Source organism: Pseudomonas wayambapalatensis (assembly GCF_049942315.1).
In the GTDB taxonomy this organism is placed as follows: Bacteria; Pseudomonadota; Gammaproteobacteria; order Pseudomonadales; family Pseudomonadaceae; genus Aquipseudomonas; species Aquipseudomonas wayambapalatensis.
Window position 1 is genome coordinate 1 of record NZ_JBNFMU010000237.1, and the last position, 13,121, is coordinate 13,121.

Here is a 13,121-nt window from a genome sequence, read left to right on the forward strand (position 1 = left end):
GGTTTCAGGCGTGTGCTCTTCTGCTTTTGGGGCTGCCGGACTACCTCTCCCGTCCACCCCTGGCCATTGTCGCGCTGGTGCGGGTGCTCGAAGATTGGCAGTTGGAGTCGATGCCGTTGTATGTCGCTTATCCGCCGAATCGGCATGTGGGCGCGCGGTTGCGGGTGTTCATCGACTGGGTGGTGGAGGTGATGGGCGCTGATCAGGGCCGTTTCCCCAACTCTGGGCTATAACCTTCAAAGGTACCCCATCGCGGAGTCGCCATGGACCTTGCCCCCCGTTCCGACAGCCATGACCTTGCCAGCACCGGGCGGGCGCACAAGCCGTTCGACCTGCTGCGCTGGTATGCCTGGGTCAGCCTGGCCATCATTCTCTCGGTGGCAATGGGGCTGGGGCTGATTTCCAGCCGTTTCGTCATCGACGAGAGTGTCGAGCGCGATGCGCTGCTGACCGCGCAATTCATCACCGCGATTGCCGATGCCGAAGTGCGCCATGTGGCCATCCCCAACGTACGTACCATGGGCGAGCTGCTTGATCCGCGCCTGGACGAGGCCATGCCCGAGGTCGATCCCGAGGCCCGGCGCAAGGCGCGCGGGGAGTTTCTCGACCATATCGCCCATCTGCCGGACATGCTCCTGGCCAACATCTATGCACCCGACCGCACAGTGATCTGGTCGAGCAATCCTGCATTGATCGGCAACCTGATCCACGTCGATGAAGACCTCGACCGGGCCTTCGAATACAAGATGCGTGTCTCTGCCAGCTATCACAATTTCGAGCAGGCGCGCAGCGAGCAGAAGTTCGTGACGCCGCCGGAGCAATTGTTCATCGAGAACTACATCCCGCTGTTCGATGCCGATGGTGAACGTGTCACGGCGATGGTGGAGATCTACAAGGAGCCCCACGACCTGATCGTGCGCATCGAGCATGGCCTGATGCTGATCTGGCTGGCGATCGTGGTCGGTGCCGGGCTGGTGTACATCGGCTTGTACGGGATCATGCGGCGCGCAGCCAGGGCCCTTGCGGTGCAGCAGAAGCGTCTGGTCAACAGTGAAACCTTCGTGGCGTTGGGCGAGATGTCCTCGGCGGTGGCGCACAGCCTGCGCAATCCGCTGGCCAGCATCCGTTCCAGCGCCGAACTGGCCCAGGCGTTCGACGAGGGGCCCGCGCAGAAGAACATCAACGACATCATCGGACAGGTCGATCGCATGTCCCAATGGGTCCGGCAACTGCTGCAGTCGTTGCGTCCGCTCAATGACAGCGCGGTCCCCGTCGACCTGGCCAAGGTCCTGCATGAAAGCCTGCAGGCCTTTGCCGTCCCCCTGGCCCGCAGCGGTGTGCAACTGGACGTCCAGCCCTTGCCGGTGGTGCAGGTACTGGGCCATCCGGAACTGCTCGGGCAGATCTTCGCCAGTCTTATCGGCAACGCACTGGAGTCCATGGAGCAGGGCGGCCGGCTAAAGGTGGAAGTGGTGCGCCAGGATCGGCGGATGCTGGTACTACGCATCTCGGACACCGGGCGGGGCATGAACGAACAGCAGCAGCGCATGGCGTTCCGTCCGTTCTTCAGTACCAAGCAGGGCGGGCTGGGTGTCGGGTTGGTGCTGGTGAAGCGGATCATGGAGCGTTTCGGTGGGGCGGTCCGCCTGAGCAGTCGAGAGGGGGGCGGCACGCGTGTGTCGTTGAGTTTCCGGATTGCCAGAGCTGATATTTTTTAGAGCTTTTATCTTTAAATATATGATTTAAATAGATTTTTGTTTATTGGGTGAAATCCCCCATATGCGGGGCAGTACTCTCTAATTTACTTGACGTTATGCTTTCAAGTGCCTGATTTAATTCGATATTTTTCTCACTAAAAAGCTGGCTGATTTTTTGCTTCACTGTTTCAAACGCTTCCAGGCCGTTACCCAATCGAGCGACCGACAGCATGCAGACCCTGCAAGACGATGCTTCCGACACCCAACATGTCTCGCCGAGTGCGTTGGCGGTTCCCCTGCGTGAATTCAACCTGTTGCGCTGGTTCTCGATCATCAGCCTGCTGATCATCGCTTCGGTCGCCGGTGGCCTGGGCTATTTCTCTACCCGCTTCGTGGTGCGCGACAGCGTCGAGCGTGACGCCATGCTCACGGCCCAGTTCATCCAGGCCATGGCCCAGGCTGAAGTGCGCCATTCGCAACTGCCCCCGGGAACGACCATGGGTGAGCTGCTCGACCCGCGCATGGATGGCCAGCACTTGCAGATCAGCGAAGCGTTGGTCAGGGCGACCCGGGTGGAGTTCCTCGATCACGTCGAGCACCTGCCCGATACCTTGCTGGCGAATGTCTATGCCCGCGATCACACCATCGTCTGGTCGACCAACAGCGAACTGATTGGCAAGCGCATCGGCGAGGACGACGATCTGCAACAGGCCTTCCATTCGCGCCAGGCGGTTTCGGCCAGCTATCACAAGGTTGATGAGGATCGTGAGGAGCAGAAATTCCTGCGTGAGCCTCAGTACCTGTTCATCGAGAACTACATTCCGCTGTTCGACACCCAGGGCGAGCAGGTGCTGTCGATGGTGGAGATCTACAAGGAGCCGCAGGACCTGGTGCGGCGTATCCAGCGCGGTTATGTGCTGATCTGGGTATCGACCCTGGTGGGCGGGGCGCTGATCTACTTCGGGCTGTTCTGGATCGTGCGCCGCGCCGCGCAGTTGCTGCATCACCAGCAGGATCGCCTGGTGGCCAGCGAGACCTATGTGGCGCTGGGCGAAATGTCTTCGGCGGTGGCCCACAGCCTGCGCAATCCGTTGGCCAACATTCGCTCCAGTGCCGAACTTGCCCAGGATATCGCGAGCCCGGCGGCGCAGAAGAACATCACCGATATCATCAGCCAGGTCGATCGCATGTCACGCTGGGTGCGTGAACTGCTGGTGTCGCTGCGCCCGACCAGTGACGACCCCGAAGCCGTGGACCTGGTGGCGGCCCTGGAAGACACCCGCCTGGCGTTTGCCCAGCAGATCGAACGCAACGGTGTGCGGTTCAGCCTGGTTGGCCCACAGGTGCAATGGGTCGCCAGCCAGCCGCTGCAGCTCACGCAGATTCTCAACAGCCTGTTCGCCAACGCGCTGGAGGCGATGCCCAATGGCGGCGAACTGCGCGCCGAGGTCGGCGTTGTGGAGGGGCAGCAGGCGCAACTGGTGCTTAGCGACACGGGCAAGGGCATGACCCGGCAGCAGGAGCGGATGGTGTTCAAGCCGTTCTTCACCACCAAGCAGGGCGGGCTGGGCGTAGGCCTGGCCCTGGTCAAGCGGATCATGGAACGGTTTGGCGGCTCGGTGAGCCTGAGCAGCCGTGAAGAGGAAGGAACCCGCGTCAGCCTGATATTCAAACGTGCAGCGGGAGGGGACCATGGAGCACAGCATCCTGGTGGTCGAGGATGATGAAATCCTTGCCGACAACATTCGCACCTACCTGAATCTGAAAGGCTTCGAGGTCATGGTGTGTCACAGTGCCGAGCTGGCGCTGGAGCAGATCAAGCGCGTCCAGCCCGATGCGGTGCTGACCGACAACTCATTGCCGGGCATGAGCGGCCATGACCTGCTGCGTACCCTGGTGGCGCAGGCGCCGGCATTGAAGGTGATCATGATGACTGGTTATGGCAACGTCGAGGACGCCGTCCTGGCGATGAAGGAGGGGGCCTTCCACTACCTGACCAAACCGGTGGTGCTGGCCGAGCTCAAATTGATCCTCGACAAGGCCCTGGCCGCCGAGCGCATGGAGCGCACCTTGTCGTTCTACCAGACGCGCGAGGCGCAGAAGTCGGGGTTGCAGGCCTTGATCGGCGAGTCGCCGGTCATGCAGGGGCTCAAGCACACCCTGCGTCAGTTGCTCGATGCCGAGCGGCGTATGGCCAGTGACGACCTGCCGCCGGTATTGGTGGAGGGCGAGACCGGCACCGGCAAGGAACTGGTCGCCCGTGCCCTGCATTTCGACGGCGCACGGGCCAAGGGGCCGTTCATCGAGTTCAACTGTGCCTCAATTCCGGCCAACCTGCTGGAGGCCGAGTTGTTCGGGCACGAGAAGGGTGCCTTCACCGACGCCAAGGAGCGCCGAGTAGGACTGGTCGAAGCCGCCGATGGCGGTACGTTGTTTCTCGACGAAATCGGCGAGATGGACCTGGTGCTGCAGGCCAAGCTGCTCAAGCTGCTGGAGGATCGCAGCATTCGCCGCATCGGTGCGGTCAAGGAGCGCAAGGTCGACCTGCGGGTGATCAGCGCGACCAACTGCAACCTGGAGCAGATGGTCCAGCAGGGCAAGTTTCGCCGCGACCTGTTCTTTCGCCTGCGGATCATTGCGTTGAAGGTGCCGCGCCTTTATGCCCGGGGGCAGGACATCCTGATTCTGGCCCGGCACTTCCTGGCGCACCACGGTCGGCGTTATGGCAAGCCGAACCTGCGCTTCTCAGCCGAAGCCGAAGCCCTGATGTTGGGTTATAGCTGGCCAGGGAACGTGCGCGAACTACGCAACATGCTGGAGCAGACCGTGTTGCTGGCACCGACAGAGCTGATTGGCGCGCATCAGTTGAACCTGTGCCTGACCCTGGTCGACGAGCCAGTCGTACCGGCCGCACAACCTGTCTACGAACCCCAGCGTCCCGAGCCCGAGATCGGCGGTAGCTTGCCGGACATGGAGCGAGACATGGTTTGCCGCACCCTGGACCGCACCGACTGGAACGTCACCAAGTCGGCGCGTTTGCTCGGGCTGTCGCGCGACATGCTGCGCTACAAGATCGAGAAGCTGGGGTTGAGCAGGCCTGACAAGCGGCAGTGGTAGGCGTCAGGGCTTGCCGCTGCCGCCCTGGCTACCATTACCTTCCGAGCCGCTGCCATCCATGCCGGGCAGATCGCGGTTGTCGTTCTGCCGTGCTGGCGGGCTTTCCGGGTCGTTGCCCTGAATGCGCGGATCGGTATCGCGCGGCATGGGTTTCTCGACCGGATTGAGGGTGCTGTCTACACCAGGTTGCGGTGCAGGGTTGTGCGGATCGTCCGGGTAGGTGGTGCCGGTGCCAACCGCCATGGCCAGTGGTGAACAGAGCAGGGCGGCGAGCAGGCAGGTACGGGGCAGGGATCGCTTCATGGGGCAAACTCCTTTGCGCAGGACAGGGGCATCTTCCTCTTGGGCCCCGTCCTGCTCAGCAAGGTGCCATTACCCCGACCGACGGTCACACCACCATCGACAACAGCATGATGAAGATGATGCCGACCACGGACAGGATGGTCTCCATCATGCTCCAGGTCTTGAAGGTCTCGGCCACGGTCATGTTGAAGTACTGCTTGACCAGCCAGAACCCGGCATCGTTGACGTGGGACAGAATCAGCGAACCAGCGCCGGTGGCCAGTACCAGCAACTCACGGTTGACTCCCGGCACCAGCTCGATCACCGGCGCGACGATACCGGCGCCGGTGATGGTCGCCACGGTGGCCGAACCTGTGGCGATACGGATCACCGCCGCCACCAGCCAGGCGAGCATGATCGGTGAAATCTCGGCTTGCACGGCCATCTGCCCGATCACGTTGCCGACGCCGGTGTCCACCAGCATCTGCTTGAAGCCGCCACCTGCCCCGACGATCAGCACGATTGCCGCGGTGGGCGCCAGGCTCTGGTCGAGCATCTTCATGATCTGCTGGCGGCTGAAGCCGCGGGCCGAGCCGAAGGTGTAGAACGCCAGCAGCAAGGCGGCGAGCAACGCGCTGATGGGGTGGCCGATCAGGTCCATCCACTGGCGCACGATATGGTCGGTGGGCAGCACCACATCGGCGAAGGTCTTGAGCAGCATGAGCGCCACCGGCAACAGCACGGTGACCAAGGTGATGGTGAAGCTTGGCAGGTTTCTCTGGTCGGACTCGCGGGCGATCTGGTCCATCAGCTCCTGGGACGGGTTGCCGGGGATATAGCGGGAGATGAAATTACCGAACAGCGGCCCGGCGATGACTGCCGTGGGCAGCGCCACCAGCAGGCCGTAGAAGATGGTCTTGCCGATGTCGGCATGGAAGATGCCGATCGCCAGCAATGGCCCTGGGTGCGGCGGCACCAGGCCATGCACCACCGAGAGCCCTGCCAGCAGCGGGATGCCGATCTTCACCAGCGACACCCCGGAGCGGCGGGCGACGATGAACACCAGCGGGATCAACAGCACGAAGCCGATCTCGAAGAACAGTGGGATGCCCACCAGAAACGCGGCGAACATCATTGCCCAATGCACTTTTTGCTTGCCGAAGGCTCGGATCAGCGTTTGTGCGATCTGGTCGGCGCCGCCGGAGTCGGCCATAAGCTTGCCGAGCATGGTCCCCAGCGCTAGGACGATGCCGACAAAGCCAAGCACGCCGCCGAAGCCGTCCTGGAACGACTTCATGACCTTGGCCACCGGCATGCCGGAGGTCAGGCCAAGGAAGCCTGCGGCGAGGGTCAGGGCGACGAAGGGATGAACCTTGAAATGGGTGATCAGCAGGATGAGCCCGACGATGGTAACCAGCGCGTCGAGCAGCAGGTAGGTATCAGTAGCCAGTCCGAACATGGGGTCTATGCCTCGGTCTTGTCGTTGTTGTAATGGCGGAGCTTGAGTGAACTTTTGACGCTCGCAGGCGTCGAGACAGCGCTGTCTTTGGTGAGCCGGGAAACCGCCGGGTCAGGCAGTTCGCGCCAGAGGCCGGTCACCGCAGGGCTTTAGCCAGTCATGCACGGATTCGGCGAGTGCCTCGATCGGGCGCGTGGCGTCCAGCGCCAGCGTGAGCGGTTCGCCAAACGGTGCTTCAAGGGTCGCAAACTGGCTGGCGATCAGGCTGGCGGGCATGAAATGGCCGGGGCGGGCGAGCACCCGTTTCTCGGCCTCCTCAGGGCTCAATTCGAGAAAGACGAAGCCCAGGCCTGGCACGGCCTGGCGCAGGGTGTCGCGGTAGCGGCGCTTGAGCGCCGAGCAGGTGAGAATCGGGCGTTCGCCAGCCAGGAGAATGGCCTGCAATTCTTCGCCCAGGCGTACCAGCCAACCGGCACGGTCGTTGTCGTCGAGGGGGATGCCGGCGCTCATCTTCTCGATGTTTTCGGCAGGGTGGAAGGCGTCGCCCTCGATCAGGCGTCCGCCGCTACGCGTAGCAATGGCCTGGCCGACGCAGCTTTTGCCGCAGCCTGCCACGCCCATGACCACGATGGCGCGAGGGGAAAGGTTCATCGATACCTCCTGCGGGGTAAGACAGCGCTGTCTCACGCTCGACGAGCAGTGGGTGCAGGCGCCACCCTCCCGGGTGTTATTGATCTTGTGATACGCAGTATGGACGCTGCGGCAATTATTACGTTGCCTGCGTTCTGAGACAGCGCTACCTTAGTGACCGTTCCCACTTCTTGCAAGTAGTAAAATTACAACATTCATGACCCGCACCGGCTCCCGCACCACAGGTCGTCCCACTCTGGCCGAAGTCGCCAGACTTTCAGGGGTTTCTCCCATTACCGCATCGCGCGCGCTGCGCGGCGTCAGCACGGTTGCACCGGAGCTGGTGGAAAAGGTCATTGCCGCCGCCGCGAGCCTGGGCTACGTGGCCAATCCGGCCGCCCGGGCCCTGGCGTCGGCGCGCAGCCAGTCGGTGGTGGTACTGATTCCGTCCCTGTCCAACCAACTGTTCATCGACACCCTGGAGGCGATTCACGAGGTGATGCGTCCACGTGGGCTGGAAGTGCTGATCGGCAACTATCACTACGACAGCGCCGAGGAAGAGAACCTGATCCGCAACTACCTCGCCTATCAGCCCTGCGGCATCCTGCTGACCGGGTTCGAGCGCAGCGACGCTTCGCGACAGATGCTCGCCGCCAGCGGTGTGCCCTGTGTACACATGATGGAGCTTGGCGGGGAGCCGGGCGCGTTGTCGGTGGGGTTCTCCCAGCAGCAGGCTGGGCACGCCGCGGCTCGCCACCTCATCGAACGCGGGCGCAGGCGCCTGGGCTTCATCGCTGCGCAGCTCGACCCGAGGGTGATGCAGCGCGCCGAGGGGTTTCGCCAGGCGCTGCTGGAAGCGGGCTTGCAGGCACCGGAGCTGGAGATGCTGGACCCACAACCCTCATCGATCGGCCTTGGGGGCGAGCTGTTCAGTCGTTTGCTGGCCAAGGCACCGGACGTCGATGGCCTGTTCTTCTGCAACGACGACCTGGCTCAGGGCGCAGTGCTCCAGGCGCTGCGCCAAGGTGTAGAGGTGCCGCGGCAGGTGGCGATGGTCGGCTTCAACGACCTGCCGGCCTCGGCGCACATGGTGCCGCGCCTGACGTCGATCCGTACGCCAAGGGCCGCCGTGGGGCGCAGTGCCGCGCAGGCGCTGTTGAGCCTGCTCGATGGCAAGCGGGTCGCGCAGCAGCAGCAGGACATGGGCTTCGAACTGGTAGTGCGGGAAAGTACCTGACCGGGTGTGGGGGGGGGGGCGAAGCCCTCTGCGAAACCGTCTAATCACAAGGTGATATCAGATCGCTTGCACGGCAGCGGGGCCCATCTATGCTCAGGAAACCCCTGCGCATACAAGGAGGCCCGGCGCATGTTCGAGTACCATCGCAAGTCCGATCTGATCGAGATTCAGCGGTGCCGCCAGGCACTGGCGGGCATGGAAGCCAAATTAGCCGCGATCAGTCGCTCCATGGCGATGATCGAGTTCGCCCCGGATGGCAGCATCCTCGACGCCAACGACAACTTCTGCGCAACGATGGGCTACAGCGCCGAAGAGATCCGCGGCAAGCACCACCGTCTGTTCTGCGACCAGACCTATGCCAAGAGCGCCGAGTACCAGCAGCTATGGCATGAGTTGCGGCAGGGCAAGGCGATCAGCGGTACGTTCGAGCGTATCGACAAGGCGGGGCGCGAGGTGTGGCTGGAGGCGAGCTACATGCCGGTGCTCGACGATCAACAGCAGGTTACCAGCGTGATCAAGGTCGCGGCCGACATCACCCGCAGGGTCAACGAAGAGCACGAGAGCGAAAGCCTGCTCAAGGCCATCGGTCGCTCGATGGCGGTGATCGAATTCACTCCCGAAGGGCGGGTGATCACGGCCAACCAGAATTTCCTCGACACCATGGGCTATCGCCTGGAGGAAGTCACGGGGCGTCATCATGGATTGTTCTGCCTGCCCCATGAGCGCGAATCAGCCCAGTACCGGGAGTTCTGGGCATCGCTCAACCGGGGCGAATATCACTCCCACCGCTTCGAACGGGTCAACAAGCAAGGCCAGACGGTGTACCTGGAGGCCTCCTACAACCCGATCTTCGATGGCAAGGGCCGCCTGTACAAGGTGGTCAAGTTCGCCAGCGACATCACCAGTCAGGTCAGCACCCAGCAGAGCGCTGCCGATGCTGCTCACGCAAGCTCCGTGCAGACCGACGCCTGCGCGCGCAAGGGGACCCAGGTGGTGCAGCAGACGGTGCAGGTGATCGAGCAGATTTCCGAGGAGCTCAATGATGCGGCACGCAGCATCGATGCCGTGAGCAAACAGTCGGAGCTGATTGGGAAGATCGTCCTGACCATTCGCGGGATTGCCGACCAGACCAACCTGCTGGCACTCAATGCCGCCATCGAGGCCGCCCGGGCCGGTGAGCACGGGCGTGGTTTCGCGGTTGTGGCTGACGAGGTGCGCAGCCTGGCGGCGCGCACCAGCAAAGCGACGCTGGAGATCGTCGAGGTGGTGCGACAGAACCACGATCTGTCACTGACGGCGGTGGCCAGCATGCAGTCGAGCCTGTCGCGCACGGGGTTGGGCGTGGAGCTGGCCAACGAGGCCGGCACCGTGATCATGGAGATCCAGCAAGGCTCACGTCATGTGGTCGATGCAATCAGTCAGATCAGTTCGACGCTGCAATTGCATTGAGTCCCTCGCCTAGCTGATGCTCCAGGCCCTGGAGGTTTGCCTCCAGGCGCTCGAGCAATGCATCGCTGGGCGCTTCATCGGCCAGTGCTTGTTCCAGTGTTTCGCAATCGCGAACCACCCCCCTGACCTTGAGCATGCGCGCACCGCCCTTGATCCGGTGCACGAGCGTTTTCACCTGTTCCGATGTGCGGTCTGGCCCCAGTTCTCGCAGGGCCTGCAGATCTTGCGCGGTACTCTGGGCGAGTTGTTCGAGCAGACGCCGGGTCAGGTCCACGTCGTCCTGGGTGAGATGGCGCAGCTGAGCGATGTCGAAACCACTGGCAGGTGGTGTGTCTTCGGTGAGCGGTGCCTCGGTGGTCGACGCCTGGGGCAAATGGGCTTTGAGGGTGCGCAGATCGATCGGTTTGAACAGGCATTCGTCCATGCCATCGGCCAGGCACTGTGCCTTGGCTTCGGCCTGGGCGTTGGCCGTGACGCCGAGGATTTGGCAGGGGTGCGCGCCGCGCTCGCGTTCCAGTGCGCGGATGCGCCGGGTCAGTTCGTGGCCATCCATGACGGGCATGCTGCAGTCGGTGATCACCAGGTCGAACGTTTCTGCCTGCCAGAGCGCCAGGGCCATCTCGCCATTTTCAGCCAGGCGCACTTTGTGCCCGAGGGTGCAGAGTTGCTTTTCGAGGAGCATGAGGTTGGCGGGGTAGTCATCTACGACCAGAACCCGCAAAGGACCGGCCAGGTTGGTATCGCCAGGTTCAGGCGTGGTCTGCGCGACCAGGGGCTCGGCGCTCGGCAGCGACAGGCTTATATCGACTCGGGTGCCGATGCCCTGCAGGCTCTGCAGTTGCAGGACGCCGCCCATGAGCTGGCACAGCGTACGGCTGATGATCAGCCCCAGCCCGGCACCATGGCGCGCGCGCTGGCCGTCGAGTTGGGCGAAGGCCTGAAACAGCCTGGCCTGATCGGCTTCGCTGATGCCGATGCCGCTGTCCTGCACCTGCAGTTCCACCTGCAGGACACCTTTGGTTTGCGGCTGCGCGCTCAGACTGACTTCGACCTGGCCTTGCTCGGTGAACTTGATCGCATTGCTGAGCAGGTTGGACACCACCTGGCGCAGTCTTACCGGATCGACCGCGGCCCAGACCGGCGTCTCCGGGAGCCTGGTTTGCAATGTCAGCCCCTTGAGCCTGGCATTGGCTTCGAACGCGCGCAGGGTCGAACGGACCAACTCGACCAGGTCGGTGGCTACCGGCTGCAAGACCATGTGTCCGGACTCGATGCGCGAGATGTCGAGAATGTCGCCGATCAGGTCGAGCAGTCCGAGCGCGGCATCGTGTGCAGTCTGCAAACCCTGTGGGTCGCTGCGGCCTTTACGGTTGTCTTCGAGTGCCAGCTCCAGCAGCCCGATCACCGCGTTCATGGGGGTGCGAATCTCATGGCTCATGATTGCCAGGAAGCTGCTCTTGGCCTGGCTGGCACGCTCAGCATCCTCTTTGGCCACGCGCAGTTGTTCGAGCAGGCTGCGGCTGAGTGTGAGCTGCGCTTGCAGCGCTCGTTGTGCTTCGCTGCGTTGGTGGATCAGCTTGCGTAGGTAGCCGTTCCAGAACACCACACCGGCCAGCAGCAGCGTCGAAAGCACCAGTACCTGCAATGCCAGCGAGCGGTAGTTGCCCCATAGGCTATCGCTGACGACGGTGCTGGTGCGCCAACGGTTGACCAATTGGTCCAGTTCTTCCGGCGGGATACTCAGCAGCGCCTTGTCCATGATCGACTGCAGTTGTGGCAGGTCAGGCGCTACCGCAAAGGCCATGGCTGTATGACTGTCGTCCTGCAAGCCGGCGATGCGCAACTTGTCCTTGAACACATGGGTCAGGTAGTAGGATGCGCTGATGTTGCTGCTGAGTGCGATATCGGCATTGCCTTTGGCAACCGACTCCATCATTGCCAACACGTTGCTGGCCTCGACCACCCGAGCCTCTGGATAACGCTGGCGCAGCGCGACATGCTGGGAACCATCACGTACGAGCGCGATGCGCTGCCCTTCCAGAGGGGTAGACGAAGTGCTGCCGCGGCGCACGACCTGCACGTTCGGGCTGACCAGGTAGGGGCGGGTGAAACGTAGGCGCGATGCACGTGGCGTGCTGTAGTCCAGAGCTCCGATCATCTGTGCATCGCCCCGTGCCACCTCATCGACCATGGCGGCTACGGAGTCGCGTTCGACGATGTCGAAACGCAGGCCGGTGCGCAACGTGATCTGTTTGAGAACGTCCAGCGTGATGCCGCTGGGTTGCTGCTGGGAGTCGTTGAAAGTCAGCGGTGCAAGGCTGGGATTGATCAGCACCCGTATCCTCGGAGCGCTGGCCAACCAGCGCTGTTCTTCACCGGTGAGCGTGGAAGGGCGCCGTTCAAGGAGCAGGCTGGTGTTGCCGCTGGACCAGCGCCGCAGGATGTTCAGGCGCTCGCTGTCAGTGATCCTTTGCAACGCCTGGTCGACCAGATTCAGCAGTCTGACGTTGTGTTGGTCCAGTGCGAAAGCGAAGGCACCTGCAGGCGTCTGGACGAAATGGTCGATGCGCACCAGGCCTTGATAGGCCCGTCCAATGGCGAAGTCCGAGCTGATGGCATCGCCGATGTAGGCATCGGCATCGCCTAGCGCCACGGCGCTGAGGCCTGCCTGGGTCGAGCTGTAGAGGGTCAGATGCGCCTCGGGGTAGAGGGCTTGGACAGTCGTCGTCGGCAGGTAGTGGTCGACCATCGCCAGGCGCAGGCCGGTCAGATCCTCACTGTGTAGTTGGGGACGGTCCTGACGCGTGACGATTACCGGAAGGTCGTCGGCATAAGCTTGGCTCAGAGACAACTGGGCATCGGCCGCTTCGAAACCGTTGGAGCTCCCAAGCAGGTCGATCTCCCCCTTGTGCAGGGCTTCGATGGCCGCCGTGCGGCTGGCGAAACGGCGTACTTCGACCGGAATGCCCAATTGCTCGCCGATCAGGCCTGCATAATCCGCGCTCAATCCCTCGTAGTCGTGCGGGCTGACATTGATTTCGAAGGGCGGATAGTCAGGGCGCGAGCTGCCCAGGATCAGCACCTTGCGCTCGCGCAGCCATTGGCGGTCGCTGTCGCTCAGCGGCAGCGCGGCACTGGCGCTGATCGAGCGGGCCAACAACTGTCGTGGTTCGTTTTCGCCAGCTGCGGCGCCCGATACCAGCAGGACGGCCGCTGCCAGTAGCAGGCCGCCAAGGGTGTGCTTCATGAG

The 13,121-nt window shown here is 62.8% G+C and carries 9 protein-coding genes and 2 pseudogenes; 7 read left to right on the top strand and 4 right to left on the bottom strand.

All coding sequences use genetic code 11. The features are described from left to right. The 4 genes from ACPZMI_RS24855 to ACPZMI_RS24870 form a co-directional block, all read left to right on the top strand. On the top strand, positions 1-233 hold a 233-nt coding region (locus ACPZMI_RS24855; protein WP_426353245.1), incomplete at its 5' end, for a LysR substrate-binding domain-containing protein. A gap of 30 nt (positions 234-263) precedes the next feature. Then, a complete protein-coding gene (locus ACPZMI_RS24860) occupies positions 264-1,718 on the top strand; it encodes a sensor histidine kinase (RefSeq protein WP_426353246.1) in 1,455 nt (484 codons plus the stop codon). A gap of 209 nt (positions 1,719-1,927) precedes the next feature. Continuing rightward, complete coding sequence (locus ACPZMI_RS24865) at positions 1,928-3,421, top strand: sensor histidine kinase (protein WP_426353247.1); 1,494 nt, start codon at positions 1,928-1,930, stop codon at positions 3,419-3,421. After that, on the top strand, positions 3,390-4,814 hold the full coding sequence (locus ACPZMI_RS24870; RefSeq protein WP_186709661.1) for a sigma-54-dependent transcriptional regulator: 1,425 nt from the start codon (positions 3,390-3,392) through the stop codon (positions 4,812-4,814). Before ACPZMI_RS24865 ends, ACPZMI_RS24870 begins: the two co-directional genes overlap by 32 nt. Before the next feature lie 3 nt (positions 4,815-4,817). Here the strand turns inward: ACPZMI_RS24870 and ACPZMI_RS24875 are convergent, their stop codons facing one another. From ACPZMI_RS24875 to ACPZMI_RS24885, 3 genes are all read right to left on the bottom strand, one after another. Then, positions 4,818-5,105: a hypothetical protein gene (locus tag ACPZMI_RS24875; protein ID WP_186665431.1), complete on the bottom strand. Its 288-nt coding sequence runs from the start codon at positions 5,103-5,105 to the stop codon at positions 4,818-4,820. A gap of 97 nt (positions 5,106-5,202) precedes the next feature. Continuing rightward, positions 5,203-6,555, bottom strand: a complete 1,353-nt coding sequence (locus tag ACPZMI_RS24880; protein ID WP_186665050.1) for a GntP family permease — start codon at positions 6,553-6,555, stop codon at positions 5,203-5,205. Between the two features lie 111 nt (positions 6,556-6,666). Then, complete coding sequence (locus ACPZMI_RS24885) at positions 6,667-7,206, bottom strand: gluconokinase (protein ID WP_186709663.1); 540 nt, start codon at positions 7,204-7,206, stop codon at positions 6,667-6,669. A 196-nt stretch (positions 7,207-7,402) separates the two neighbouring features. On the opposite strand from ACPZMI_RS24885, the gene gntR reads away from it, so the two are divergent. From gntR to ACPZMI_RS24900, 3 genes and pseudogenes are all read left to right on the top strand, one after another. Then, positions 7,403-8,422, top strand: a complete 1,020-nt coding sequence (gene gntR / locus ACPZMI_RS24890) for an HTH-type transcriptional regulator GntR (protein WP_186665046.1) — start codon at positions 7,403-7,405, stop codon at positions 8,420-8,422. A 195-nt stretch (positions 8,423-8,617) separates the two neighbouring features. Continuing rightward, positions 8,618-9,334, top strand: a pseudogene (locus ACPZMI_RS24895) (PAS domain-containing protein); the annotation flags it as partial. A gap of 102 nt (positions 9,335-9,436) precedes the next feature. Beyond that, positions 9,437-9,871, top strand: a pseudogene (locus tag ACPZMI_RS24900) (methyl-accepting chemotaxis protein); the annotation flags it as partial. On the opposite strand, the gene ACPZMI_RS24905 reads toward ACPZMI_RS24900, so the two are convergent. Continuing rightward, on the bottom strand, positions 9,846-13,118 hold the full coding sequence (locus tag ACPZMI_RS24905) for a transporter substrate-binding domain-containing protein (protein WP_426353248.1): 3,273 nt from the start codon (positions 13,116-13,118) through the stop codon (positions 9,846-9,848). The pseudogene ACPZMI_RS24900 and the gene ACPZMI_RS24905 overlap by 26 nt on opposite strands. Positions 13,119-13,121 lie beyond the last annotated feature (3 nt).